At 69.8% G+C, this 25,751-nt stretch carries 30 protein-coding genes and 1 riboswitch; of the genes, 20 read left to right on the top strand and 10 right to left on the bottom strand.

Going from position 1 to position 25,751, the window contains the following annotated elements:
- Positions 1–40: 40 nt before the first annotated feature.
- Positions 41–244, bottom strand: coding sequence for a cold-shock protein (locus ACFFC4_RS02620; protein ID WP_375497476.1), 204 nt, complete (start codon positions 242–244; stop codon positions 41–43).
- Positions 245–490: 246 nt separating this feature from the next.
- Between ACFFC4_RS02620 and ACFFC4_RS02615 the strand changes: the two genes are divergently transcribed.
- Positions 491–1,423 (top strand): hypothetical protein, encoded by a 933-nt coding sequence (locus tag ACFFC4_RS02615; RefSeq protein WP_375497474.1) that lies wholly within the window; start codon positions 491–493, stop codon positions 1,421–1,423.
- A gap of 37 nt (positions 1,424–1,460) precedes the next feature.
- Here ACFFC4_RS02615 and thrC read toward each other — a convergent pair whose 3' ends face one another.
- From thrC to ACFFC4_RS02600, 3 genes are all read right to left on the bottom strand, one after another.
- A complete protein-coding gene (thrC, locus tag ACFFC4_RS02610) occupies positions 1,461–2,723 on the bottom strand; it encodes a threonine synthase (RefSeq protein ID WP_375497472.1) in 1,263 nt (420 codons plus the stop codon).
- A 12-nt stretch (positions 2,724–2,735) separates the two neighbouring features.
- A riboswitch (SAM riboswitch) is annotated at positions 2,736–2,895 on the bottom strand.
- 45 nt (positions 2,896–2,940) lie between these two features.
- A complete protein-coding gene (locus ACFFC4_RS02605; protein WP_375497470.1) occupies positions 2,941–3,456 on the bottom strand; it encodes a LytR C-terminal domain-containing protein in 516 nt (171 codons plus the stop codon).
- A gap of 109 nt (positions 3,457–3,565) precedes the next feature.
- On the bottom strand, positions 3,566–3,865 hold the full coding sequence (locus ACFFC4_RS02600) for a DUF3263 domain-containing protein (RefSeq protein WP_375497468.1): 300 nt from the start codon (positions 3,863–3,865) through the stop codon (positions 3,566–3,568).
- Positions 3,866–4,056: 191 nt separating this feature from the next.
- Between ACFFC4_RS02600 and ACFFC4_RS02595 the strand changes: the two genes are divergently transcribed.
- From ACFFC4_RS02595 to ACFFC4_RS02550, 10 genes are all read left to right on the top strand, one after another.
- Positions 4,057–4,413: a hypothetical protein gene (locus ACFFC4_RS02595; RefSeq protein ID WP_375497466.1), complete on the top strand. Its 357-nt coding sequence runs from the start codon at positions 4,057–4,059 to the stop codon at positions 4,411–4,413.
- Complete coding sequence (locus ACFFC4_RS02590; protein WP_375497464.1) at positions 4,413–5,681, top strand: hypothetical protein; 1,269 nt, start codon at positions 4,413–4,415, stop codon at positions 5,679–5,681. The genes ACFFC4_RS02595 and ACFFC4_RS02590 overlap by 1 nt, the downstream gene beginning before the upstream one ends.
- Positions 5,682–5,738: 57 nt before the next feature.
- Positions 5,739–7,382 carry a long-chain fatty acid--CoA ligase gene (locus ACFFC4_RS02585; protein ID WP_375497462.1) on the top strand — a complete coding sequence of 548 codons (1,644 nt, stop codon included), beginning with the start codon at positions 5,739–5,741 and terminating at the stop codon, positions 7,380–7,382.
- A gap of 167 nt (positions 7,383–7,549) precedes the next feature.
- Positions 7,550–10,120, top strand: a complete 2,571-nt coding sequence (locus ACFFC4_RS02580; protein ID WP_375497460.1) for a fibronectin type III domain-containing protein — start codon at positions 7,550–7,552, stop codon at positions 10,118–10,120.
- Positions 10,117–10,740: a DUF4232 domain-containing protein gene (locus ACFFC4_RS02575; RefSeq protein WP_375497458.1), complete on the top strand. Its 624-nt coding sequence runs from the start codon at positions 10,117–10,119 to the stop codon at positions 10,738–10,740. Before ACFFC4_RS02580 ends, ACFFC4_RS02575 begins: the two co-directional genes overlap by 4 nt.
- 36 nt (positions 10,741–10,776) lie before the next feature.
- Positions 10,777–11,997: a CynX/NimT family MFS transporter gene (locus ACFFC4_RS02570; protein ID WP_375497456.1), complete on the top strand. Its 1,221-nt coding sequence runs from the start codon at positions 10,777–10,779 to the stop codon at positions 11,995–11,997.
- A 151-nt stretch (positions 11,998–12,148) separates the two neighbouring features.
- Positions 12,149–12,628, top strand: coding sequence for a TraM recognition domain-containing protein (locus ACFFC4_RS02565; protein ID WP_375497454.1), 480 nt, complete (start codon positions 12,149–12,151; stop codon positions 12,626–12,628).
- On the top strand, positions 12,625–12,792 hold the full coding sequence (locus ACFFC4_RS02560; protein ID WP_375497452.1) for a hypothetical protein: 168 nt from the start codon (positions 12,625–12,627) through the stop codon (positions 12,790–12,792). Before ACFFC4_RS02565 ends, ACFFC4_RS02560 begins: the two co-directional genes overlap by 4 nt.
- 156 nt (positions 12,793–12,948) lie before the next feature.
- Positions 12,949–13,446 carry a hypothetical protein gene (locus tag ACFFC4_RS02555; protein ID WP_375497450.1) on the top strand — a complete coding sequence of 166 codons (498 nt, stop codon included), beginning with the start codon at positions 12,949–12,951 and terminating at the stop codon, positions 13,444–13,446.
- Entirely contained in the window at positions 13,443–13,757 is a 315-nt protein-coding gene (locus ACFFC4_RS02550; protein ID WP_375497448.1) for a DUF4913 domain-containing protein, read from the top strand. The genes ACFFC4_RS02555 and ACFFC4_RS02550 overlap by 4 nt, the downstream gene beginning before the upstream one ends.
- A 347-nt stretch (positions 13,758–14,104) precedes the next feature.
- On the opposite strand, the gene ACFFC4_RS02545 is transcribed toward ACFFC4_RS02550, so the two are convergent.
- The 4 genes from ACFFC4_RS02545 to ACFFC4_RS02530 form a co-directional block, all read right to left on the bottom strand.
- A complete protein-coding gene (locus tag ACFFC4_RS02545; RefSeq protein ID WP_375497446.1) occupies positions 14,105–14,704 on the bottom strand; it encodes a relaxase/mobilization nuclease domain-containing protein in 600 nt (199 codons plus the stop codon).
- 335 nt (positions 14,705–15,039) lie between these two features.
- Complete coding sequence (locus tag ACFFC4_RS02540; protein WP_375497444.1) at positions 15,040–16,002, bottom strand: isopenicillin N synthase family dioxygenase; 963 nt, start codon at positions 16,000–16,002, stop codon at positions 15,040–15,042.
- 2 nt (positions 16,003–16,004) lie between these two features.
- A complete protein-coding gene (locus tag ACFFC4_RS02535) occupies positions 16,005–16,448 on the bottom strand; it encodes a nucleoside deaminase (RefSeq protein ID WP_375497442.1) in 444 nt (147 codons plus the stop codon).
- Entirely contained in the window at positions 16,445–17,863 is a 1,419-nt protein-coding gene (locus tag ACFFC4_RS02530; RefSeq protein ID WP_375497440.1) for a purine-cytosine permease family protein, read from the bottom strand. The genes ACFFC4_RS02535 and ACFFC4_RS02530 overlap by 4 nt, the downstream gene beginning before the upstream one ends.
- A 70-nt stretch (positions 17,864–17,933) precedes the next feature.
- On the opposite strand from ACFFC4_RS02530, the gene ACFFC4_RS02525 reads away from it, so the two are divergent.
- From ACFFC4_RS02525 to ACFFC4_RS02495, 7 genes are all read left to right on the top strand, one after another.
- A complete protein-coding gene (locus ACFFC4_RS02525; RefSeq protein ID WP_375497438.1) occupies positions 17,934–18,425 on the top strand; it encodes an SRPBCC family protein in 492 nt (163 codons plus the stop codon).
- A gap of 48 nt (positions 18,426–18,473) precedes the next feature.
- A complete protein-coding gene (locus ACFFC4_RS02520; protein ID WP_375497436.1) occupies positions 18,474–18,842 on the top strand; it encodes a YiaA/YiaB family inner membrane protein in 369 nt (122 codons plus the stop codon).
- Between the two features lie 116 nt (positions 18,843–18,958).
- Positions 18,959–20,098, top strand: a complete 1,140-nt coding sequence (gene macS / locus ACFFC4_RS02515; protein ID WP_375497434.1) for a MacS family sensor histidine kinase — start codon at positions 18,959–18,961, stop codon at positions 20,096–20,098.
- Positions 20,095–20,730 carry a response regulator gene (locus ACFFC4_RS02510; RefSeq protein WP_375497432.1) on the top strand — a complete coding sequence of 212 codons (636 nt, stop codon included), beginning with the start codon at positions 20,095–20,097 and terminating at the stop codon, positions 20,728–20,730. The genes macS and ACFFC4_RS02510 overlap by 4 nt, the downstream gene beginning before the upstream one ends.
- A gap of 37 nt (positions 20,731–20,767) precedes the next feature.
- Positions 20,768–21,556 (top strand): hypothetical protein, encoded by a 789-nt coding sequence (locus tag ACFFC4_RS02505; protein WP_375497430.1) that lies wholly within the window; start codon positions 20,768–20,770, stop codon positions 21,554–21,556.
- A gap of 97 nt (positions 21,557–21,653) precedes the next feature.
- Positions 21,654–21,818 carry a hypothetical protein gene (locus tag ACFFC4_RS02500; protein WP_375497428.1) on the top strand — a complete coding sequence of 55 codons (165 nt, stop codon included), beginning with the start codon at positions 21,654–21,656 and terminating at the stop codon, positions 21,816–21,818.
- 190 nt (positions 21,819–22,008) lie between these two features.
- Entirely contained in the window at positions 22,009–23,847 is a 1,839-nt protein-coding gene (locus ACFFC4_RS02495) for a phosphoenolpyruvate carboxykinase (GTP) (RefSeq protein WP_375497426.1), read from the top strand.
- Positions 23,848–23,943: 96 nt separating this feature from the next.
- Here ACFFC4_RS02495 and ACFFC4_RS02490 read toward each other — a convergent pair whose 3' ends face one another.
- A complete protein-coding gene (locus ACFFC4_RS02490; RefSeq protein ID WP_375497424.1) occupies positions 23,944–24,150 on the bottom strand; it encodes an RNA-binding S4 domain-containing protein in 207 nt (68 codons plus the stop codon).
- A 55-nt stretch (positions 24,151–24,205) separates the two neighbouring features.
- Between ACFFC4_RS02490 and ACFFC4_RS02485 the strand changes: the two genes are divergently transcribed.
- On the top strand, positions 24,206–24,460 hold the full coding sequence (locus ACFFC4_RS02485; protein WP_375497422.1) for a hypothetical protein: 255 nt from the start codon (positions 24,206–24,208) through the stop codon (positions 24,458–24,460).
- Between the two features lie 67 nt (positions 24,461–24,527).
- Positions 24,528–24,776, top strand: a complete 249-nt coding sequence (locus ACFFC4_RS02480) for an ANTAR domain-containing protein (protein ID WP_375497420.1) — start codon at positions 24,528–24,530, stop codon at positions 24,774–24,776.
- 66 nt (positions 24,777–24,842) lie between these two features.
- On the opposite strand, the gene ACFFC4_RS02475 is transcribed toward ACFFC4_RS02480, so the two are convergent.
- Positions 24,843–25,685: an MEDS domain-containing protein gene (locus tag ACFFC4_RS02475; protein WP_375497418.1), complete on the bottom strand. Its 843-nt coding sequence runs from the start codon at positions 25,683–25,685 to the stop codon at positions 24,843–24,845.
- Positions 25,686–25,751: the final 66 nt, after the last annotated feature.

Here is a 25,751-nt window from a genome sequence, read left to right as displayed (position 1 = left end):
GAAGGGTGCGGTCAAGAAGCCGAAGTAAACCGCCGAACAGCTAGCTGACGATGCGGACGCTGTCGGCCTGCGGACCCTTCGGACCCTGGACGACCTCGAACTCGACGCGCTGGTTCTCCTCAAGCGACTTGTAGCCGTCGGACTGGATGGCCGAGTAGTGGACGAAGACGTCCTGACCGTCGTCCACGGCGATGAAGCCGTAGCCCTTCTCGTTGTTGAACCACTTCACACTGCCCTGTGCCACGGTGCACTCCTTGCTCATTCCCGGGCCGGGGGCCCGATCCGGATCCCGGACCCTACCGGCACCTCGAGGCTTCGCCAAGGCCGCTCGTCGATCACGTTTGCGCCCCGAATGACCGGTTGTCGGCGACGCAGCCGGACATACCAGGCGCAAACGTGATCGGCGGGTTCCCTGTCCACAGCTGTTGCGCTCATCCCCAGCTCCGCAATCATCCCGCAGCGCGTCGCGATGATTCAGTGCGCTGTTGGCATGCGCCCGTTGCCGCCGGCCCCGGTCTTCACCCGCCCGGACCTGTACCCCCTGGGGTGGACGGACCCGGCCATCACGCGGGCCGTGCGTAGCGGTCATCTCATCGCGCTGCGCCGGGGGCAGCTCGCACGCAGCGGCGCCGACGACCGGGCGACCCGGGCGATTGCCGCGACCCACGCCTGCACGGGCAGCGTGCTCAGTGACCGCAGCGCGCTGGACGTGCACGGACTCCCCGTCGTCGGTCGATGGAACGGCAAACCGGAGTTGACGGTGCCGCCCGGGAGGGTCGGCTCGCTGACAGACGCACACCTCTACCGGGCCACGCTGTGGCCACAGGACGTCGTCAGCACCGATCTCGTGGACGTGACGTCGGTAGCCCGCACGCTTGTCGATGTAGCGCGTCGATTCCCGACCTCGACCGCGGTGTCCGCGCTCGATGCCGCCCTGCATCGCCGGCTGGTGACGTTTGAAGAGCTCGACGACGTCGTCCTGCGGTGTTGGAACTGGCCCCGCGTTGCTCGGGCCCATCGTGCTATCCGGCTGTCCGACGCTCGGGCCGAATCACCCCTCGAGTCGATCAGCAGGCTGACTATCCGGTGGCTGCGCCTACCCGCGCCCGAGCCGCAGGTGGTGGTGCTCGACCGATCCGGCTATCCCATCGCCCGACTCGACTTCTATTGGGACGAGTTCGGCGTGGCCGGCGAGGCCGACGGGCTGATGAAGTACAACGAGGACGGCCGAGCGATGCTCACCGCCGAGAAAGACCGGCAGGAGGAGCTCGAGAACCTCGGCGTCTGCTTCGCGCGGTGGGGGTGGCGACACGTCACGCGGCAACCCCACGCCATGCGCAGCCGGATCGAGTCGGCGTTCGCACGCGGTCGGTTGTTGGATCGATCAGGTTTTCGCCGCCAATGGTCGGTCCGGTCCACGTGAACCGAGCGTCCGGCGCGCAAACCTGACCAGTGGCCAGCTACAGCAGGCCGGCCTCGCGCATGCCCTTGAGGGTCGGCTTGATGGTGACGGTCGGGGCGGCGGAGACCGCGTCGATGGTCTTGAGGCCGTCACCGGTGTTGTAGACGACGGTCTCGACGGAGGTGTCGATGCGGCCCTGTTCGACGAGCTTCTTCAGCACCGCCACCGTGACGCCACCCGCGGTCTCGGCGAACACCCCGGTGGTGCGGGCGAGCAACCGGATGCCGTCGCGGATCTCGTCGTCGTTCACCGCGGCCATCGCACCACCCGAAGCGCGCACGGCGTCCAGCGCGTAGGGGCCGTCGGCCGGGTTGCCGATGTTCAGCGACTTCGCGATGCCGGTGGGCCGCACCGGGATGACCTCGGACGTGCCGGCGTCGAAGGCGGTGGCGATCGGCGAGCAACCGGCCGACTGCGCGCCGAAGACCGTCCAGGCAGAGGACGGCACGAGCCCGGCAGCGACCAGTTCCTTGAACGCCTTGTTGATCTTCGTCAGCATCGAGCCCGACGCCATCGGCGCGACGTACTGCCCCGGCAGCCGCCAACCCAGCTGCTCGGCGACCTCGAACCCCAGCGTCTTGGAGCCCTCGGCGTAGTAGGGCCGGATGTTGACGTTGACGAAGCCGGTGTCCTCGAACTCCTCGGTCTCGCCCAGCTCGGAGCACAGCCGGTTGACGTCGTCGTAGGAGCCCTCGATGCCGACGAGCGTGCCGCCGTACACCGAAGTCTGCGTGATCTTGGCCGACTCGAGGTCGGACGGGACGAAGACGATTGACGGCATGCCGATGCGCGCCGCGTGGGCGGCGACGGAGTTGGCGAGGTTGCCGGTGGAGGCGCAGGCGATGCGGCGAAAGCCCAGCTCGCGCGCCGCGGTGATGGCCACCGACACGACGCGGTCCTTGAACGAGTGCGTCGGGTTGGCTGAGTCGTCCTTGATGTAGACGGGCGCGGTGAAGCCGAGCTCGTCGGCCAGCCGGTCGGCGCGGATCAGCGGCGTCATGCCCGTGCTGGATTCCACCCGGGTTGCGGCGTTCTGGCCCACGGGCAGCAACCCGGCGTAGCGCCAGATCGACTGCGGGCCGGCCGCGATCTCGTCATGAGTGACCCGGGCCAGAGCAGCGGTGTCGTACCCGATCTCGAGCGGGCCCCAGCACTCCAGGCACGCGTGCTGCGCACCGAGCGGGAACTGCGCGCCGCAGCTGCGACAGACGAGTCCCGACGCAGGAGACGGAACGGTGTGGCGGTCAACGGTCAATGTCATAACGAGGCCTTCCCCTCATCTTCCTCGCACGTGTTCCGTGCGAGCCGGAGTTGGCACCTGCGCGCGACGGCCTCGGACGTCGCTGCATCTGAGCAGACGCAGTGTCTGAGCAAGATCGCGCGCGGTTGCCGGGGCTTCGTCGGGCCGGTCCCTCTGCCCCTCTGGATGAGCGCTGCTATTCGGTTGTGCGTCCATCATGGCACAGCGCCCGGCGGCGTCAGTCCGACTGATAGTCGGGGGTGAGCACGACCACGACAGGCCCGCTCGGTAGTTCGGCGAACTTGGGCTCGACCCGCTTGATGGTCGGGTACTGCGCCCGCAGGGCCTCGGCCGCAGCCTTTGCCCCGCTGACGGACGGGTCGTAGTAGGCGCACGTCGACACGATGTTGTTGGTCAGATTGCCCGAGGACGTGACCGTCCACCCCCCGGCCTCAAAGCGGATCGCGGCCTGCTTGGCCAGCCCGGCGATGGTGGTGTTGTTCAGCACGACAAGCGGAACGGCTCCGGCCGCGGTCGTCGTGGACGCTGTAGTGCCCGACCCACTCAGGCTGACCGGGGCGGCGCTGGTGGGCCCGCTCGTGGTCGGCGCGGGGGTACGTGTGGCCGAGCGCGACGACGACGGCGCGCCGACGGTCCCGCTGATGGACACCGACTTGCCGGCGTCGCTCGGGATGTCGGATTTGGGGTCGCGAAGAGCGACCACGGCGACGATGAGGACGACTACGCCGACCACGGCCAGGACGATCCCGGCTAGCCGCTCGCGCTGCCGACGGCGAGCGGCCTGACGAGCCAGGCGACCATGCGCGTCCGGTGCCTTCGAAACTTTCAGTGTTGTCAGCGCCTTAGATCTCAAAACCCAATCGACGTGCCGACCGCTGACGCTGCCGGCTCGCTCGCAATCTTCGCAAACGCTTGACCAGCATGGGGTCGGCGGCCAGCGCAGACGGAGTGTCGATCAAGGCATTGAGTACCTGGTAATAGCGGGTGGCCGACATGTCGAACAGCTCGCGGATCGCCTGTTCCTTGGCGCCGGCGTATTTCCACCACTGGCGCTCGAAGGCCAGAATCTCGCGGTCACGACGGTTCAGGCCGTCGGCATCCGGCTCGTCGGCAGGGCCGGTGGGGGCGGTGGCGGACTGCATGCTGAGGGGCTCCCGTTGGCTGCTCGAGTCGCTAATTGCACGGGTGTAATTCCGCGTAGACATTCAAGCATGCGGGACGGTGCCGCCCCCGTCGCGGCGCGCTGTGGACAACTCGTAAGAAGCAGGCGTGCCGTCCACAGCCGGTGAATGCGACCGTCCTGCTGGGCATTACCACCGTCAGGCTCGCAACCATGTCGTTGCTTCCTAACCCCGACACCCTGCTCGCGGTGGCCGGGCGCATCGCTCGGCACGCCGCCGCGCTTCGCCGGCACGCCGAGCTGCTCGCTGCGTCCCTAGGCCACACCACCTGGCACGGCGCGGCCGCCCGGAGCTTCGCGCACGAGGCCCTGGAGGTCTGCGCGTCGTTGCGGCGCAGCGCCGAACGCCTGGACTCCGCGGCCGCCGCTCTGCGGCAGCACGCGGCCCGGGTGCGTGGGGAGCTGACCGTGCTGAGCCGGGCAACGACCGGGGCGCTGCATACGGCCGGCGTCGGCGTCCACGTCGCAGGAGATGTCGCGCACGAGGTCCTCGACGTGGTGGGCATCTGATGGGTGACGTCGATGTCAGCGGCGGTGCAGGCGGCCTCGAGGCCCGTACGGAGGAGCTCGAACTGCTGGCACGGCGCTTCGGCGGCGTGGCCACCGACTGTCTCGGTTCGTCGACCAGCCTGCACGGCTACCTCGTCGACGGCGCGGTCACCACGTCCGTCGTGTTGGACCCGTCCGGCTGGGCGCGGTTCGAAACCGAGCTCGTCGGCGCCCTCGACGGGCTGCACGGGTTGAGCTGGCTCGGGCTGCGGTGTGGGGCGCTCGACGGCGAGCTGCGCGCAGCGGCCGCGGCTTACCGCGCCGTCGACCAGCTCGACGGCGCGTTGCACGACGAGGTGCTCGGCCTGGTACGCCTGCCCGGTGCCTTCGTCGCCGCCGGCACCCAGCTCGCGCATTCGCACGACCCCGCGGCGGCGGCCCAGGCCGGCATCGCCGCCGATCCGATGGCGGCCGACGTGGTCGTCAACGAGCTCGGGTTGCCGGCCGCTCTCGTCGCGGCTGCCGCGGCGCTGCCCGACGGGCACGGACTGGCCGTGCCGCTGGGCACCGACTCGCGGGGGATCGCCGGCCGGCCGCCACGCCGGCTCACCGACGTCGTCGGGGATCTCGCGCAGCGCAACGCCGACGATGCCCACCACGGCGCCATCGACGTCCGGATCATCACGCTGGCCGGCGGCGGCCGACGGGTGATCGTCGACGTCACCGGGACGAAGTCGTGGTCACCGGGCCGCACGTCCGATGTGACGAGCCTGACGACGAACGGCCGCGCCCTCGTGGGTCGCAACACCGCCTACGAGCAGGGCGTGCTGTCGGCGATGCACAAGGCCGGCGTGCGTCCCGAGGACGACGTCATGCTCGTAGGTCACAGCGAGGGCGGCATGGTCGCAGTGACCACTGCACGCGACGCGGTGCGCTGCGGCCGCTTCCACGTCACCCACGTCGTCACCGCCGGATCGCCGGTCGGCCGCACGGTCGGCGAGTTACCGCGCTCGGTGCAGGTGCTGGCCCTCGAGAACTCGACCGACGTCGTCCCGCACCTCGACGGCGTCGCCAACCCCGACCGCCCGAACGTCACCACCGTCAGCTCGGCGCACGGCGATCACACGGTCGACGGCGACCACTCGCTCGACACCGCCTACCACCGGGTCGCCGCCGACACCCAGGCAAGCCCCGACGCTTCGGTCCGCGCGTTCCTCGGCAGCGCCGACGACTACTTCCGCGGCACCCACGTCACGACGCACACCTTCCAGGTGGTGCGGCACTACTGAACCGATCCATCGCCCTAATCCCTTGTCCTGGCCACCCAGGTCGGCGACGATCTCGACATGCTGGGTCTGATGCAGGACACGCCACTGACCACGAACTGGATCTTCACGCGGGCTCAGCAGTACTTCCGCGACAAGCCGATCGCAACGCGCACCGTCACCGGCATCGAGCGCTCCACGCTGGGCGACACGTTGACCGACGCGCAGCGCGTCGCCGGCTGGCTCGACGATGTCGGCATCTCGCCCGAGGGCCGCGTCGGCACGTTCGCGTGGAACACCGCTAGGCACCTGGCGCTGTACTTCGCGATCCCGGGCAGCGGGCGCGTCATGCACACGATCAACATCCGCTACTTCGCCGACCAGCTCGTCTATACCGTCAACCACGCCGAGGACGAGGCCGTCTTCGTCGACCGCTCGCTGCTGCCGCTGTTCCTGCAGCACCTGCCGCGGCTCGAGACCGTCCGCCACGTCGTGGTCATGGACGACGGCGCCGATGCCGAGATCCCGGACTCCGACGCCTACGACAACATCAACATCGTGCTGTGGAGCGACGTCATCGACCACGCGACGCCCATGGACTTCAGCGACCGGGTCACCGACGAGCGGCAGGGCGCGGCGATCTGCTACACCACCGGCACCACCGGCAACCCCAAGGGTGTGTTCTACACGCACCGCTCCACCTGGCTGCACTCGAACGCGACGATGTCGTCGGCCGCCTTCGGGCTGGCTGAGTCCGACCGCGTGCTGCCCGTTGTCCCGATGTTCCACGCCAATGCCTGGGGCCTCGCCTACGCCGCCGGGCTGGCCGGCGCATCGATGGTGATGCCTGGGCCCGATCTGTCTCCGGCAGCGATCGTCGACCTGCTCGAGCAGGAGCGCGTCACGGTCACCGCGGGCGTGCCGACGATCTGGATGGGCATGCTGCCGCTGCTCGAGGGCCGCGACCTCTCGGCGCTGCGCATCATCCTGTGCGGCGGCTCGGCCGTGCCGCGCGCGCTGTCCGAGGCCTACCGCGAGAAGGTCGGCCTGCCGATCATGCAGGCCTGGGGCATGACCGAGACCTCGCCGATCGCGACCGCCGCCGTCATCCGCTCCGAGGTCGCCGATCTCGATGACGACGGACTGGCCGACATCCGCTCGATGGTTGGCCTCCCACCGCCGGGCGTCGAGCTGCGCATCGTCGACGCCGACACCCGCGAGGCGCTGCCGTGGGACGGCAAGACCTCGGGTGAACTGGAGGCGAGCGGGCCGTGGGTCGCGCGGCAGTACTACCGGACCGACGAACCCGGCGAGCAGTTCGCGGCCGACGGCTGGCTGCGCACCGGCGATGTCGCCACCGTCTCCGAACTCGGCTACGTCCGCCTCGTCGACCGCACGAAGGACCTCGTCAAGTCCGGTGGCGAGTGGATCAGCTCCGTCGACCTCGAGAACCAGCTCATGGGCCACCCGAAGGTCGCCGAGGCAGCGGTGATTGCGGTTCCGCACCCGAAGTGGATGGAGCGCCCGCTCGCCTGCGTCGTGGTGAAGGACGGCGAGCAGGTGACCCGCGAGGAGGTACTTGACTTCCTCAGCCAGCGGTTGTCGAAGTGGCAGCTGCCCGACGACGTCGTGTTCATCGACGAGGTGCCTAAGACCAGCGTCGGCAAATTCTCCAAGAAGACACTGCGTGACCGGTTTGTCGACTATCGCCTGCCGTCTGCCTGATTCCGGCGTGTCGCAACACGAGTAACACTTGTCCCAACCTTAACATTGGTGGTTTGATCAGCGGGCCCCGCGTTCCCTCGACGCGGGCGGGTTGGCTGCTGAACCAGGTACGCCGATCCTGACGACTCGCGGCTCCCCCCGGCCGCCGGCCTGACTGGATCATCGCCATGACTGCTCTTTCCCGGCCCCCCCGGCGCTCCCGGCTGCGCTCCGTTCGCGCGATCGTCTGCCTGGCTACCGTCCTGGCCGTCGCGGCCGGAGCCACCGCGGTCGTGCAGGTTGCCACGGCCGCCGCGTCCGCACCGGCGCGAGCCGCGGCCGTGCCGGGGGCCCCGATCGGCCGCTTGGACGCGATGAGCCTCACCCCAGGTGGACTTCTCGCCCGCGGTTGGTCGCTCGACCCGGACGCCCCAGCGACAACGAACGCCGTGTACGCCTGGGTCGACGGTAAGAACATCAAGTCCGGCGTCCCGGCGAATCTCAACCGGCCGGACGTCGCGACCGCGCACCCCGGAGCAGGGCCGCTGCACGGTTTCTCCTGGAGCATCCCGGTGCCGGAGGGCCGGCACACGGTGTGCATCCGCGCCACCAACCTCGGCCCGGGCGCAGCGGCGACTCTGCAGTGCCGCACCGCCACGTTCAATTACGGGCCGGTCGGGGCGCTCGACGTCCCGAAGGTCACCGCCGGAAAGGTTCGGATCCGGGGCTGGGCCTTCGATCGCGATGCCGTGACCACACCGCTGTCGGTGGTGCTACGGATCGACTCGACGTCCATCACCGTGACCGCTGACCGCACTCGCTCCGAGGTTGCGAAGCAGTACCCGGGTGTCGGCAGCTCTCACGGGTTCGACATCACGGTGACCCTGCCCCAGGGCAGGCATACGATCTGCGCGGTAGCAGACAACCTCGGTTACGGCTCCGACCGCTCGCTCGGCTGCCGCACCGTCGTCGTGAACTTCATTCCGAAGGCCTCGCTGGCCAAGCCTGCCGTCACCAGCACCGGGCTGTCGTTGACGGGCTGGGCCTACGACCCGGACACCAGTAAGCCGGTGACGACCAACATCCTGCTCGACGGGCGTCAGATCGCCAGCATCACGGCCAATCGCAAGGGCAGGACGTACAGCGGCCACAACTTCAAGCTCGCCGTGCGGGCCCGGTCCGGCCGGCACACCGTCTGCGCCGTCGCCGTCAACCTGCTCTACGGCACCCGCAACTCGACCCCCGCCTGCCGGACGGTCACCCTTGCCCTCAAGCCGCTCGGGGCCTTCCAGTCGCTGACCCGCGCAGCCGGCTCGAACGGACTCGTCCTGACCGGGTGGGCCCTGGACCCCGACACCTTTGCGCCGATCTCGGTCGCGGTCACCATCGACAAACGACGCGCCCCGACCCTGACCGCCGGCAGCAGCCGCCCCGACATCGGGGCGAGATACCCCGGCCTGGGTTCCGCCCACGGCCTGTCGACGGTGCTGGCAGCCGACGACGGCGAGCACACCGTCTGCCTGACCGCGGTCAACGTCAGCGGCGGCAAGAACGTCTCGCTCGGGTGCCGGATCGTCTGGGCGGTGCACCCGGTCACCCCCAGCAACCCGCAGACCGCCACCGCCATCCCCGGCTTTGGCGGCGCGACGGTTACCTGGGCAGCGCCCGCATCCGACGGTGGCGCGCCGATCGCAAGCTACGTCGTCACCTCCTCGCCCGCGAACGTCAGCGTCTCGGTGCCCGGCACGTCGACGACCGGGGTCGTCGTCGGTCTCAAGGCCAGCACCTACTACACGTTCACGGTTCGTGCGGTCAACGGCGCTGGGTTGTCCTCGGGCACCACCATGTCGTCAGCCGTTCGCACCGAGGCGGGACCGCCGGCCCAGCGCTCCCCGGCCCCCATCTCGACCAGCCGATACATCCGCAACGTCCGCGGCTCGTCGCCGGCGGAGCTGGCCACGATGCGCGCCGAAGGTGCCACCGACGCGGCGCACAACCCCTCCGGGCACGGCTACCTCGTCCTGCTCGACATCGGTGGCCAGGACGCCTACGACAAGGGTGTCGTGCTCAGTGCAACGACCCGCTTCGTGACGTACGGCGATCTGGTCCGTGACGTCCAGGCCTACCTGGACGGCTACGCCGGCGCGCAACGATCGAGCGCACCCGTGATGATCGCCATCGGCACGAACAACGACATGGACGTGTCTGCGGCGACCGGTCGTGCCTGGGCCACCAGCGTGGTCAACCCGCTGGCCGCCTACGCCACGCGCTACGTCGGAATGTCCATCGCCGGCGCCAACGACATCGAGCCCGGTTTTCGTGCCTCGTACTCGACGACGAAGAGTTGGCTGGGCGGGTACCTGTCCGCCACCAGCGCAGCGTTCATCTTCAACGGATCGGCTGACGGGTGCGCCTGGACGGTCACCAACCGCCGGTGCAATAACGGGTGGACGATGGCCGGCCTGCACTACCTCGCCGCCGCCGCCGCACCCACCCGGATGCTCAACCTGCCGCAGATCTACAACAACACGATGGCCGATCAGTGGAAGTTCATCTCCCTCACCGGCGTCGTCAACGGCCTGCCGCGCATCAACTTCGCCGGGGTGCTGACCGAGTACACGGCTTGTTCCCAGACCAGGAGTTGCGGCAGCATGTCGGGGCGTTCGGCCTGGACCAGGTTGTGGAACAACCTGCAGTCCGACGCCCGGCTCAAGGTGTCCAGCCTGCCCTACGCCACGGACCTTCGGATCGACCGGTGAGCCGCCGTCCGACGGCTCGGACCCTCGTCGCGCTGGGCGCGCTGCTGGCATTGGCTGCGGGGTGCTCGTCGGCCGGGCCCGCTCCAGGACGATCGGGCGGGTCGACCGTCGCGGGCCCACCGGCCGCCAGGACAGCGACGTCGACGCCGCCCCCCGCGGCCAGCAGAACCGCTGCGGCGTCGAGTGCCACGGCCTCCGCGTCGGCGACGGCTGCGGCGAGCACGGCTGCCGCGGCGACGGCGATGCCGCGCTCCACCTGCCGCAGCCTGCAGATCCGGGTCATCCGCGGCTCGGCCGCCCCCGGTTACGAGTTCGCGGCGCTGCAGTTCGTCAACACCGGCACGGCGCGGTGCGTGCTGAACGGGTACCCCACCGTCACCCTGTTACGCAGCGGCACCCAGGTGGGCCGCCCGTCGACGGCCGCCGGCACCGGGACCTCACGCTTCACCCTCGAGCCCGGGGCCACGGCCGAGAGCAAGCTCCGGGACTTCTCGTCCTGCGAGGCGCCGCTGTCGGACCAGATCCGGGTGGTCGCCCCCGGGAGCTCGATGACCATCACCCGTCCAGGCCAGCTGCGCGCCTGCACGCTGCGGGTGTCGGCCCTCACCACCCCCGAGTGACGAGCGCCTGACGACCCACCGGCACACTCGGAGCTCGTGGGCACCCCGACAAGAGTTCGGCCGGTACCGTCGCAAACCCTGCTGGTCTGTGCCCTGGGGCTCACCGGACTGACCATGCGCGTCGGTGCTACGAGCATCGGCCCGGTGCTGCACGACCTGCAGCGTGACCTACACGTGTCCGGCGGGGTCGCCGGGGTCATCACCACGCTGCCGGTGTTGTCGTTTGCGGCGATGGGTGCCGCGACGCCGAAGATCGCTCGGCGGTTCGGTCCGCACCGGGTGCTCACCGGCGCTTTGGCGCTCAGTGCCGTCGGGTTGGTGCTGCGCCCGCTGGCCGATTCCGCGGCCGTGTTCAGCGTGCTGACCGTGCTCGCGCTGTGCGGCGCGGCGATCAGCAACGTCCTGATGCCGAGCCTGGTCAAGCGACACTTCCCGAACCGAATCGGGCCGATGACCGCGCTGTACACGACTGCGTTGGCTGTCGGCGCGACGGCCGGCGCCGGATTCACCGTCCCGCTGGGCGACCTCGCCGGCAGCTGGCGGCTCGGGCTCGGCACGTGGGCGGTACTGCCGGCACTGGCCGTGCTGCCGTGGCTCACCAGCCTGCGCGCCGACCACCCGACGACCGATGCCGGCACCAGCGCGGTGTCGATGACCATGTCGAGCCTGGCGCGCAGCCGCACCGCGTGGGCGCTGACCGTGTTCTTCGCCGCGCAGTCGATGCAGGCCTACATCTCCTTCGGCTGGTTCGCCCGCTTCCTCGGCGCGCACGACATCTCCGCCGGCACGGCCGGGCTGATGGTTGCCGTCTTCTCCGCGATCGGCATTCCGGTGTCGGTCGTGACGCCCCGCGTGCCGCGAGCCCGGCAACGGCTCGCGATTGTCGGCTGCTGCGCAGCCACGCTGCTGGCCTACACCGGCCTCGCGGTCGCACCGCACGCGGCCGCGTGGCCCAGCATGATCCTGGCCGGCATCGGCAGTGGCACGTTCCCGATCGCGCTGACGCTCATCGGCCAACGCAGCCGTTCAGCCGACGGCACGGCCGCGTTGTCAGCCTTCGTGCAGGTGGTCGGCTACCTGATCGCGGGCACCGGGCCCTTCCTGTTCGGGGCGCTCTTCGGCGTCACCGGTACGTGGGGCCTGCCGCTGGCCGTGCTGTTCGCCGCCGCACTCGTCACCCTCGTCGCAGGTTGGCGGGCCACCGCGAACCGCTTCGTCGACGACGAGGTGGTCGGCGAGGTGCCGGCGCGCGCATAACCCACACGACACCGAGGCGATCGCCATTCTCACGGCCCGCGGGGTCACCGCCGCCGCGCAGCAGCTCAAGTCGACGCTGCCAAGCCCGAGCGGTCGCGGAGACCGGGCCCAGTCCTGGTAGCAAGGCGTCGAGGTGTGGGGCGAACGCGGCATGCGCAAGCTGTGGTCGGCCGCGAACATCAAGGTCTACCTCGGCGGTGTCGCCCTGACCGAGTTCCTCAAGTCGATGTGCGACCTGCTCGGCGAGCGCGACGAGCGGTACTGGGTGCGCAGCAGCAGCCGCGCCGGCACCGGCTCGTCGACCTCGACCTCGACCTCGACCGCCGAGCAGATCCGCCGCGTGCCGATCATGTCGATCGCCGAGCTCGCCGCGCTGCCCCGCGGCCGGCGCTGCTGTTCTCCTCCGGCAACCGGCCCGCGCTCGCCCGGCCGGGTGCCCTGGATGAACGGCCCGCACGCCGAGGCGATCCGCGCGTCGCTAGCCAAGTGGGAGTCCAACGACGGCCACGCCCGGCGGGTGGTCGAGACCGACCAGGCGATCGCGGAAACCCGCGAAACCGACCGCGCCGAAGCGCTGCTGCACAACCGCGATCTGTCCTCGTCCCTGTCCAATGCAAGAGTCCTGCTGTGAACGGTCACGAAGTCGAGCTCGACCAGCACACCCACGCCACCCGGCAGCTGTCCGCGCTGCTCTCGGCCGCGCTGGCGGCCGCGCAGGCCGCGGCGCAGGTGTCAGCCCAGCGGGCCCGCGGCACCGCCCAGCGCGCCGATCAGCAGGCCCGTCAGGCCGAGTAAGTCACCCGGCGGGCCGAGCTGGCCGCCGAGAGTCAGGCCGAGCGGCGGCAACGCGCCACGCAGACCGTCCAGCACCGGCAGTGGAGCATCCGGCCCACCGCGCAGTGGCTGCACGACAACCCGCTGTCCGCGGCCGCGGCGTGGTCCTCGGCCGACGTGCACCGAGAGCACGATCCGGTCGCCGCCCGGCACGCCGACCAGTGGGAGACGATCTTCAAGAAGGAAGGCGTCGACGTCGACCAGGTCCGCGCCGACGCACCGGCCGCCGTCGCGGCCGCCGAGCAGGAGCAGGCACCGCCGCCTGCGGTGGCCGCGGCCGAACCGGTCGAGATGGCCGGCGAGGTCGCCGCCGTCGAGGTGGCCGCCGGCGCGGTCCTGGCCGGCGCGGCCGACGTCGCCAACGAGGCAGCGCACGAGGCCGTGCACACCGAGACGACCGCCCGTGACGCTGCTCCGGCCGCCGCCGCAGGCAGCACGCCGTGGAGCGCCTACGCCGACGGTGCCGCCGCCGCAGCGCTCGGCGGCCGAGGCGTATCGACGCCGCCCAACCAGGTGCTGGCCAAGTCCCGCGAGACACCGGACCTCGCCGCGACCGCGGCCGACACCGGCAGCCGCGGCCTGGAGCTGGTCAACACGAACGGAGTCGAGCGATGAGCACCGAACTGCCGGAGCTCGTGTACAGCTGCGTCGAGGATTGGGTGCTCAACCTGCTCGCCCCGACCATCAAGCGTCGCCTCGACGCGGCCGGCGCGGCCACGCTGACCTGGTCCCCGGAGTGGTGGCGTCACGCTGAGGCGATCGCCCGTCTCGAGGCTTTGTGGCGGGCGTGGGAGGTCTGCCGCGAAGCCGACGGTGAGGCTCCCTCGCGCTGGTTCTGGCAGCACTGCGACCCGATGCTCGCCGTCCTGATGGACGCAAAATCGGGTCCGCTGTTGAACTGCAAACCCAGCGAACACGGCAAATAAAACACGGCCAGCACGCTGCCCTCGACTCCAGCGCCAGCCGGATACTGGGGCGGCGGGGTCGCGGCGATCGCCTAGCCTGGTCGCCTTCAAACCCCGGGTCCGGCCGCTGACCGGACATCTAGTCCCTCGCAAGGCTGGGGCACGGTCGCGCGGATCGAAGATCCCGCCTACGCCGTCGGCGCGTTCTTCGACCATCTGCTGCGAGTCGGCAACTGGCAGAAGCTGCCCGCCGTGAGGCGTTCCAGAAGGTGCAGATCTCCGGCACGCCCGAGGCGTACGCCAGGTGGGTGCCGATGGGCTACCGCGCTGACCGCGTCACTGCTGGGCGATCGGTCGGTGGCTCTGATCTACGCGCCGGGCGGCGCCGGCACGGCCCCGGGCGAAGCACCCGCCCTCGGAGCGTGCGCCCGCGGCGACGGCCCGAACGATGGTGGCCACCCCCGGTGCTGACCCAGGCCGCTGACGTTGGCGACCTCGCCGGAGCGCAGCTGCTCAACTTCGCGGCGGGAGAGGCTACGGCCATCGCCCATGCCGGCCGGTGATGCCGCGGTCAGCCCGAACTCTTCCTCGAGTTCGATGCACGCCTCGCGCTGAAGCATCCGGTCGAACGCCAGCTTGTGCAACCGGCCGTCGTCGGCCCGGATCAGGTTCGCTACGAAGTGGATGTGGTCGTTGCCGTTGGCCGATGTGCCGTGATTGATGGCGATCCACTGGACCTGCTCGTCGAAACCGGGCTTGTCGGCGAACCGCTGCGCGGTCTGCTGCCAGCGGTCGTCACTGAGCTGGCCGTCGCCGGTCGGCACGGACACGACCAGGTGGTAGACGTAGCCGGCCCTGGTCTTGTCGCCGTGCACGGTGACCGGCTCGTCCAGCTCTGAGATCAGCTGAGCTAGGGTCGCGCCGTCGGGCTGTGCCGTGCCCAGCCAGGTCGGGTCGGACGCGGCCAAATGCGCTGGTTCGTTCGCTCCTCGGCGCGTCCCGGCCCGAACAAGATAACGGACCAAGCCGCCCATCCGGTCGCCGCGCAGCGACTTCGAGATCACCGCCCGCCGCCCGTCACGGCGGCCGAGGCCTCGGCGATCGCGTCGTCGGCACGTGCCGTTACCATTTCACCGCGGTCATCAATGCCGGCAGTGCGGCGTAAACCTCGCCCAGCTATGCAGCTATGCCGTTAGCTGGTTGGCGTTGTTCGCAACCCCTGGTCAACACCCGGCCGCGCATCCCCTGGCGTTGATGAGCGCCGCCTCAGCCACCTTGGCGTCACCAGTAGCAGCCTGCGGGCTCACGTCATCGTGATCGCATCGAGCCGCTCGCGCAGGAAGTCGCGCGCCAGTACCGGCGGGTGATCGTGGCCGCGGCCAATGGGCGGCGGCAACGGCGCGACCACCGTGTCGTGGTCGCACTCGTAGAAGTAAACGAGGCTGACGAGGTCCTCGTCCGGCGCCTCGGCCTGCGGCGGCAGCACCCGGTGCCGATTGGACTTCCACCGGTGGCCGGTCCAGCGGGCCAGCAGGTCGCCGGTGTTGATGGTCAGCGCGCCGGGCACGTACGGGGCGTCGACCCAGCCGACATCCTCGGTCCACACCTGCAGGCCGCCGCGGCCCGGCTCGCGGTCGAGGATCGTCACGGTGCCGAAGTCGGTGTGCGGGCCGATGCGGAACTGGTTGTCGGCCGGTGCGCCGGTGACGTCCGCCGGCGGGTACCAGTTGACGTTCAGCGTGTGGGTCGCGTGCCCGGTGTGCCGGGTGAAGAAGTCGTCGGACACGCCGAGGGCCGCGGCGCACAGCCGCAGCAGGTCGTCGGCCAGCGAGCGCATCGCACCGAGGTAGGGGACGAGGTGGTCCTGCAGCGCCGGCACCTCGCTGGGGTAGACGTTCGGTTGGAACCAGTAGCCGTCGATCTCGGCGTCGCCGGTAGGCCGGTCGGCGCCCACCGAGTAGGACTCCTTGAGGTCGGGCGGGGTCGCCGTGCCCTCGCTGTAGCCGTTGGCCTCGACGCCCGGCGGCAGCCAGCCCCGGCCCTGCACCGTCACCGCGTAGCGGGCCTTGAGTTCGGGCGGCAGGGTGAAGAAGGTGCGGGCTGCGGTGCGCACATCGGTGGCCTGTGAGTCGGGTACACCGTGCCCGGTCACGAGCAGGAACCCGAAGTCCTGCAGGGCGGCGTCAACCTGCGCTGCGACGGCCGCACGGTCGTCGGCCTCGCCGTAGAACCAGGGTTGCAAATCGATGATGGGGAGGATGCCCATGCTCAGACTCCGATGTCCTCGTTCCAGAGTTGGGGACGGTCAGCGATGAAGTCGCTCATCAGCTGCACGCACCGCTCGTCGTCGAGCAGCACGATCTCCACGCCGTTCTCCGCAAGCCAGTCGTGGCCGCCGACGAAGGTGCGCGCCTCGCCGATGACGACGCGCGATATGCCGAACTGACGCACCAACCCGCTGCAGTACCAGCACGGCGAGAGCGTTGTCACCATCGTGGTGCCGCGGTAGCTCGCCTGCCGGCCGGCGTCGCGAAACGCCGCGGTCTCGCCGTGCGTCGAGGGGTCACCGTCCTGGACGCGCCGGTTGTGCCCGCGGCCCAGTACCTGCCCGTCGGCAGACATGAGCGCCGCGCCGATCGGGATGCCGCCTTCGGCCAGCCCGGCCTCGGCCTCCTCGACCGCGATCGTCAACCAGTCCTCGTAACTACTCACGCCTTCGTGAACGCGTTCGTCCGCTCCGGCACCGGCGCGGACGAGGTACTACGCAGGACCCGGTGCAGCACGAGGTACAGCGCGGCGGCGACCACGAACCCGACCTCGAAGGTGAGGTCGCCGATGCTCGGGTGCGCCTTGGGGATCGGGGCGACGTACTTGGTCTGGTCGGAGAACAACCAGATGGACAGCACTCCGGCTACCAGCATGGCGATCGGCCCGGCGAGGTTGACGTGCCGCGTGTCGCCGTACAGACGCGAGCTGTCCGTGCCGCGGCGCAGGAGCCGGTCGACGAACACGACGCCGAGCCACGGGCCGACCCAGTAGGCAATGACGAGCAGGAAGTTCTCGTACGCGCCGGTGTTGTTCAGGTACTTGAAGGCCAGCAGGGTGCCGACCACGCCGAGCCCGACCGCAACGGCAGCCCGAGCGGCGCGGGTGGGCAGTCGCACACCCATGGCCATGAACGACAGCGAGCCCGAGTACATGTTGATCGCGTTGGCGCAGATCGCGCCGATGACGATCGCGATCAGCGTCAGCTTGCCCAGCCAGGTCGGGACGAGGTTGGTGAAGGACGACGGGTCGACGGCCTTCTGGCCTGCGGTGACGACCGCTGCGCCTGCGGTCTCGAGCAGGGTGCAGGACCAGAACACGCCGAGCCCAGCCCAGAAGCCAACCGATACCGGCCGGGTGTCCGGGGCGAGGTAGCGGGTGTAGTCCGCCGCGTAGGGATTCCAGCCGGCGGCGTACCCGAAAGTCGCACCGACCATGATCAGGAACGCGCCGGGGATGGGCTGGCTCGCCGCACCGGGGTGCGCCTTGGTCAGCACCCAGACGCTGGCGATCACGAAGATCGCGAACAGCACCGGGAACGCGAAACGTTCGGCCGCCTGCACGAGGTTGTGCCCGCAGAAGGCCAGCACCAGCTCGGTGACCACCACGATCAGCAGACACAGGCCCTTCGGGATCCCGTCGACGAGGGTGTGCATGGCCAGCGCGCCGCTGATGCTGTTGACCGCGAACCAGCCGATGCCCGCGATCAACGCGTTCAACCCGGCCGGCAGGATGTTGCCCAGGAAGCCGAACGCCGAGCGGCTGATCACCATCTGGGGCAGTCCCGCCCGCGGCCCCCACATCGACAGCAGGCCCTGCGTGCCGGCGCCGACGGCGGTGCCCAGCACGATGGCCAGGAACGTGTCCCAGAACGACATCCCGAAGGCCAGCGGTCCGAGGATGCCGACGCCAACCGTCGCGAACTCCATGTTCGGCGAGGTCCAGGTCCACAACAGCTGCAGCGGCGAGCCGTGCCGCGCATCGAGGGGAATGAATTCGGCACCGCCGGGCTCGACGGCCACAAGTTTGGAGCCATAGCCGATCAGCTCCGCGTTGATGTCGGGAGAGGCGGTCGCGGTCATGGCGGACACCCTGACACCGGTTCGTGTCACCCGCGTTACGAGTTACCACCCGCTCTGACAAGATCGCGGCATGACGCACTGGTACCCGCTGGACGAAGCCGGCGCCGACATCTTCACGGGAGCGCCGCACGTGTACCGGTACCAACTGCACTACGACGCGCCGCCCGCGACGGTGTGGGAGTCGCTGGCCTCCGACGAGTCGTTGGCGGCATGGGGAGCAGCGGTCAAGGACGTCAAGTGGCTGACGCCGCGCCCATTCGCCGTCGGCACCGAACGCGAGGTGGTGCTGGCCGGCGGGCTGGCCCGGGTCCGCGAGCGGTTCTTCCGCTGGGACGAGGGCCGCGGGTACTCCTTCGCCGGTTACGAGGCGAGCTTCCCGATGTTCCGACGCTTCGCGGAGGACTACGTCCTCGAACCCGACGGCGACGGCACCCTGTTCACCTGGACCGTCGCGGTGGAGGCCAAGGCCAAGTTCCGGCTCCCGGTGCGGGTCCTCAGCCCGGTGAACGGCTTCGCCTTCGGCCGGATGGCCGCCGACGGCAAGAAGTATTTCGCGCGCTGAGTACCGGTACTCAGGCCGCGGACCGGCCGTCCCGGCAGGGTCGTTCCCATGACGAACTCACCCGCAGGCTCACCCAGACCCAGCACCACCTCCGCCTTCTACCTCCAGTCGATCATCGCCTTCTCGATCGCCCTGGGCGTCGTGATCATCGGCGAGGTCTACCTCCCGGTCTCACCCTGGATCCGCGCCTTCCTGGCGCTCGGCACCGTCTTCCTGGTCTCCTCCACCTTCAGCCTCGCCAAGTGCGTGCGCGACCAGCAGGAGACCGAGACGGTCGTCAGCCGGATCGACCGGGCCCGCATCGAGAGGATGCTCGCCGAGTACGACCCCTACCGGGTGCCGGCGCCGCCCGCGGGCGCCGATCAGCAGAACGCGCCGTATCCCGCCTACCCGAACCACAACCCCGTCAGCGCTTGATCACCACCCGACGACCGCCCCGGTCTTGCAGCGCCGCACTTCGTTCGGCGGCAGAGCTCCCGTACCTGCCTGTCGCTTCGCAAGCGTCGCTCCGTAGGCCGGGGCTTCGTCGTACCGTGCGCAGTGTGCCGGCCGATGTGCGGATGCCCGTGACCGGCATCCGGCTGTCGCTGTGGCGAGCCGTGACCGTGTTCCGGGTCGCCGCGCTGCTCATCGACCTGGTGCTGATCGTGCGCTGGCACTCGATCTACGAGCGGCCGGGCCTGGCGCTGATCACCGGCGCGGCCATGGTTGTCGTGACGCTCATGATGGGCGCGGCTGCAGTCACTGGGCGCGCCCACCGGCCGACGATCGTTGCGCTCGACGCGCTGGCCACCGCCGGCCTGACCCTGCTCAGCATCCCGGTGCAGACCGCCGCCCAGCAGCACGGCGGCATGATCACCCTGACCAGCATCTGGGCAGCCGGCCCCACATTGGAGGCGGCCTTCGTAGCCGGGCCGCTCGGCGGCGTCGCTGCTGCGGTCGTGCAGTACCTGACCGCCGTCGTCGTGGCCGACAACGGCGGCGGTCGCACGCTCTACAGCGGGGTGCTGCTCCTGCTGGCCGGCGCTGTCGTCGGCGTAGTGACCCGGCTGGCAGTGCGGGCCGAGGACGAACTGCGCGCCGCGTCAGCAGCTCAGGCCGCGGTGGCGGAGCGCGAACGGCTGACCCGTCAGATCCACGACGGGGTGCTGCAGGTGCTGGGGCTCGTGCACCGCACCGGCCAGGACGCCGACGGACCGTGGCCGGCGATCGCCGCAGCGGCCGCCGAGCAGGAGGCTGCGCTGCGCGGGTTGATCACCTCGCGCTCGCCTGAGCCCGATGGCGTCGAACTCGGCGCCGCGCTGCGCGCGCTGCGCTCGACCCGGGTGACGGTCTCGACGCCGGCTGGGTCGGTCGACCTGACGCCGGCCGCGGCGACGATGGTGGCCGACGCCGTCCGCGCCGCCCTGCACAACGTCGACCAGCACGCAGGTCCAGACGCGCACGCCTGGGTGCTGCTCGAGGACGTGGACGATGCCGTGCGGGTGACGGTCCGCGACGACGGTGCCGGGATGCCCACCGGTCGGTTGGCCGACGCCCGGGCGCAAGGTCGGGTCGGCGTGACCCACTCCATCCGCGGGCGCATCGAGGACCTGGGTGGCACGTGCACGATCGTCTCGACGCCCGGCGAAGGAACGGAGATCGACATGACCATTCCGGTTCCACGCTTATGACCCGCGTCCTCATCGTCGACGACCATCCGATCTGGCGGGATGCTCTTGAGCGCGACCTCGTCGACGCCGGGTACGAGGTCGTCGCCGCCTGCGCCGACGGCGAGAGCGCGGTGCGCATCGCGCCGGCCACCCGTCCGGACGTCGTGCTGATGGACCTGCAGCTGCCGGGCATCTCCGGTGTCGAGGCCGCGGCCGCGCTCGTCGCCGCCGACCCGGCAGTCCGCATCCTCATGTTCTCCTCCTCGGGCGAGGACGAGGCCGTGTTGGCCGCGGTGAAGGTCGGCGCCCGCGGCTATCTGGTGAAGTCGGCGAGCCGGACGGACCTGCTGGCGGCCGTCGAGCGCACCGCGGCCGGCGAGGCGACCTTCTCCCCCGGCCTGGCCGCGCTGGTGCTCGGCGAGTACCGCCGCATCCGCCGCGACGAGCCGTCCCCGGCCGCCGTCCTCACCGAGCGGGAGACCGAGATCCTGCGACTGGTGTCCACCGGCCTGACGGCCAAGCAGATCGCCGCCAGGCTGACCGTCTCGTTCCGTACTGTCCAGAATCACATCCAGAACACCCTGCAGAAGCTGCAGCTGCACAACCGCGTCGAGCTCACCCGCTGGGCCATCGAGCAGGGCATCACCGAGTAGCGCGAAATCGTCGGTGCCGCCCGCGACACTGTCGGATGTGTACGACCTGCCTACGACCCGCCGATGGGACGCGCTGGACGCGGCCGCAACCATCGCTCTGGTCGTCGCAGGCGCGCTCGTCGGAATCACCCACGGCGCCGCCCGGTACTCGTGGCTCGCGGTGGCCGTCGCGTTGACGTCGCTGCGAGTGCTGGCCGCGTCCCGCGCCCGGGCTGCCCAACGGCGGGCCACCCGCGCGGCCGAGCAGATCGCCGAGGACATCCGGACCTCCGCGAATTATGCGATCTCCGATGCCTTCACGCCGATCCTGCGGCTCGTCACAGAACTGTTCGAGGCCGGTGACGAGGTCCAGCGCGAGGCGATCCGCGCCCAGATCGTCACCTCGGTCGTCTACGCGGCCGCGGCCTCGATCGGTCCTGACCACGGCGTCCGTGCGTGCTTCTTCGTCCTCGATGTGGACACCGACCCAGACGGTGACGGGCCACGCCGGCTGCGGTGGACGGGCCAGCAGGCCGGCCGCGCGGACGAGCCGCGATCACCGTTCGTCGCGGGGACCGAGTCCGGGGACGCGGCCATTGCCATGGTGATGGACGACAGCTACCTGTTCTGCCGCGACATCGAGTCCGACCCGCCGCCGGGTTGGGACGCTCACGACCACGTCTACCGGACCTTCCTGTCCGTGCCCGTCCGCGGCGTCGATCACGCCACCGGGATGCTGACCGTCGACTCGCTGCGTCCCGGTGATCTCGACCCGGAGCGCGACAAGCCGATCGTCCTCGTGCTCGCCCGCATCTTGGCCATCAGCCAGATCTCGGCTGGGGCGTAGGGGAAACGTCGATGTCGGACCTCTGCCCTACGGTCGGTCTGGTACGCATCGCACCCTTGGCGGGTACCCTCGATCTGTCGACTCCAGGGAGGTCTTCATGGCGAAGCAGCAACCGGTTCAGCGGGTGAAGCCGTCGGCCGATCCGCAGGTCGAAGCCATGATCACCGACCCCGCGGCGTACTTCGCCCGCGCTCGATCGGCAGCTCGCCGTGAGGCCCGCGTCTACGTCCGGTCCCGCGGCCAGCACCCGCGGCCGGCCTGACTCGCCCGGCCCCACTCGCCGAGAACGTTTTCGACGGACATTCAGCCGCTCGATACCCGGACAGCACGCAACGTGATGTACGACCGGCCTGCGGTGGTCGAGCGCGCTTCGACGCACTCCCGTCGTTACGGTGTGGTAACAGCAGCTCGGCTGGCCGAGCGCGCATGCCTGCGATGGGAGCGAACACACAGTGGTCGACGTCGAATCCGAACTTGATCGGGCCGGTCTGAACAACCCCCACGTGCGTGAGTACGTGACGTACTGGGCGGGGGTGACCCAGCCCGACCGGATCGAGGTCGTCAGCGCGTCCGACGACGCCCGGCTCATCGACGAGGCCCTCGCTGCCGGCGAGATCCTGCCGGCCGGCGACGGGCTGTACTACTCCCGCAGCCACCCGAAGGACACCGCGCGTTCCGAGGAGCGCACGATCGTTGCCACCGCCGACCCGGCCGACAAGGGCGTCTACGACAACTGGCGCCCGTCGTCGGAGATGAAGCCGCTGCTCGAAGGCCTGATGAAGGGCCAGTCGCAGGGCAAGACGATGTACGTGGTGCCCTACCTGATGGCTCCGCCCGGCTCACCGCTCGAGGCCTGGGCCGCCGGCGTCGAACTGACCGACACCCGCAGCGTCGTGCTGCAGATGATCCGCATGGCCCGCGTCGGCGTCGCGCACGTCGAGTCGCTTGCCGACCCGAGCTCCTTCGTCCGCGGCGTGCACGTCACCGGTGACCTCGAGAACCTCGGCCAGGGCACGCCCGATGACAAGCGGTACTTCGTCACCGTCGCCGACGAGCGGACGATCCTGCACTTCGGCTCGTCCTACGGCGGCAATGCACTGCTGGGCAAGATCGCGCACGGCCTGCGGCAGGCGGCCTACGACGGCTGGAAGTCCGGCGAGTTCCTGGCCGAGCAGTTCATGCTGCTGGGCATCACCGACAAGCAGACCGGCAAGAAGTACCACATCTGCGGCGGCTTCCCGAGCGCGTCCGGCAAGACGAACCTGGCCATGATGCTGCCGCCCGAGGGCATGGGCGAGCGCTACCACGTCGAGTTCTACGGCGACGACATCGCCTGGCTGCGGGTCGATCCCGAGGACGGCAAGATCTACGGCATCAACCCCGAGAACGGGGTGTTTGGCGTCGCCAAGGACACGAACGAGAAGACGAATCCGACGGCCGTCGACTCCGTCCTTCCGGGCACGGGCGCGATCTTCACCAACGTCGCCTACAACGAGAAGACCCACGAGGTGTGGTGGGAGGGCAAGACGCCGGCCGCGCCCACCGAGCTGGACGGGTGGCGCGACTGGAAGGGCGAGCTCATCACCGAGCGCAGCGACGACGCAGCGGGCGAGCCGTGGGCGCATCCGAACAGCCGGTTCACCACGACGCTGGCCAACGTCCCGAACATTGCCGACGATTACGAGAACCCGAAGGGCGTCCCGATCGACGCCATCATCTTCGGCGGCCGCACCAGCGACCGCGAGCCGCTGGTGCGCGCGTTCACCGACATCGCCGAGGGCGTCTACGACGGCTTGACGCTGGGCGCCGAGGCCACGTTCGCGGCCGAGGGCGTCGACGGTCAGCTGCGCTACGACCCGATGTCCATGCGTCCGTTCATGAGCTACCCCGAGGGTCCGTACGCGGCGCACTGGCTGAAGATCATCGGCGCGGCCCGCGAGACGCCGATCTTCGCGCACGTCAACTGGTTCCAGCGCAGCCCCGAGGACAAGCACTTCCTCTGGCCCGGCTACCGCGACAACCTGCGTCCGCTGCTGTGGCTCTGCGCGCTGAAGAACGGTGAGGTCACCGGGCGGCAGACCGCGGTCGGCATCATCCCGACCGAGGAGGAGCTCGAGCTCGGCGGCGTCGACATCACGCCCGAGGACCTCGCCACCATCCTCACCATCGACGTCGAGCGCTGGCGACAGGAGATGACCTTCCGGGAGGCGCACCTGCGCCAGTTCCCGAACCTGCCGGACGAGATCTGGGAGGCGCACCAGCGCGTCACCAAGGCGCTCGACGACGCCTGACCGGCCCCTTCCCTGGTGATCAACCGCGGATTTGCGTCGATGAGCGACGCGGATCCGCAGTTGATCATCGGGGCGCGGACGCGGGGGCGGGCCCTGTCAGGTGATGCGGACGTGCTCGCCACGGGACTCGACGACGTCGCCGCGGCGCAACTGCCGGCCCCGACGCGTCTCGGGCTCGCCTTTCACGGTGACCGCGCCGTCGGCGAGCAACGCCTTGGCGTCGCCGCCCGCGTCGACCAGGTCGGCGAGCTTGAGCAGTTGCCCGAGCCGGATCGACTCGTCTCGAATGGTGACGTCGCGCATGCCGCCATCCTGCCCCCACCCGCGCCGCCGGTGCCTCGGCAGGCACGATGGACACGTGACTGATCCCGAGCAGGAACGCCGGCCTAGGAACGTGGACGCCCTGGTCTCCGTCGTCCTGGCTCTCCTTGCCTTGATCGTGGGCTCGTTCACTCGCGCAGGCGTCGTTCTCGGCCTGATCGCGGTTGTCGGAGGCGTAGCCGGCGTCCTGCGCGCAGAGAAGACCGAGGTCGGGATGCCGACCGCCCTGTTCGGCATCGTCATTGGGCTGGTCGCGGTGCTCTGGACCGCGGTGTCCTTCGCCTCCAGATAGCGCGACGCCGTCCTCTACGCTCACTTAGGCTCAGTCGCACGCCCACAGGAAAGAAGCGCGCACCGTCATGTCCGAGGCAGCCGAGGAGTCGCCGTCGCGCGCTGTGCTCTGGTCTGAACTCACCGAGGCCCGCGCGCGGCTGGGTGAGCTCGAGGCTGCCAACGACACGACCCGGCGCATCGACATCGCGGTCGGCATGCTGATGGCACGCAACCGCTACTCGGAGGCTCAGGCCCGTGGCGCCCTGCAGCAGATGAGCCTGAGCAGTCAGCGGATGATCCGCGACATCGCCGAGGAGATCATTCGCACTGCGTGACTCAACGGCTCGCGGATGTTCCAGCCGGCCTATGACTCACTGTGCCTAGTGCGCCGCGCGGCACCGTCAGGTCAGCTCGATGCCGGACACCGTGGGCAGGGCCGCCATCAGCCGACGCACGATCGTGGGCGCGCCGACCAACCGGACGCCGCGGGGGTCGAGTGCGGCGAGGGACCGCAACGGCGTGTGATGCAGGTACCGGACGTTGCTGACGTCGATCTCACACGGCTGTCCGTCGTCCGGAGCGCAGCTGCGGATGTCGGCCTCCCTGGTGAGCACCGCGTCGAGAGCGGGGGCGTCCCAGACCTCCACATCGCCCGACAGCACCAGGCGGATACGCCCGGCCACGTAGCCGTGATGAAGACTCCACCGCGGGGTATTCGATCCGGACACAGCTGGGTGCACCCGTGCGGCGCAGGACACCAGCTCGTCACTCACCAGCTGCGCGTCGATGAAACAGGTACCACTGATCGGCCGGCGCGCCTGCCAGGCGTCGGTCTGCTGTTCCCACCGCAGCCAGCGCTCGGTGGTCTGCGACGATCCGGCCAGCATCGCGGTGTTGTCGGCGAATACGCGTAACCCGGTGTGGCCGGCGGCTAATATCTCGTCGAGAACCGCGTCCCAGTCGTGCAGGAGCTTGTCGGCGTCCTCGTTCTGGAAGGCGTCATAGGCCCCCGCAACATCGACGACGTCCAGCCGACGGCCGGAACCGGCGACGAGGACCTCTTCCGGGTCGAAATCGAGCCGCGAGAGGTCAGCGACCAACATCAGGGCCTCCGAGTCCTCGGCCCCGGCGAACGCGGCCAGAGCGGCGCGCGCGAAGTCGCCCTCGGCGTGACCGACGGCCATGGCGTGGCCGTGCATCGCTCGACTCGGGGCGTGCGTCCTGGTCACATCCGTCGCGGTCACGGGTAGACAATAGGTCACGTAGGGTAATCAGGCCACTGCGGAATTTTGCAGCTGCTTGACCTCCGT

Source organism: uncultured Jatrophihabitans sp., from assembly GCF_964244045.1.
GTDB lineage: Bacteria > Actinomycetota > Actinomycetes > Mycobacteriales > Jatrophihabitantaceae > Jatrophihabitans.
Note: the sequence above shows the minus strand (reverse complement) of the source record. Positions and strands in the feature narration are given on the sequence as shown.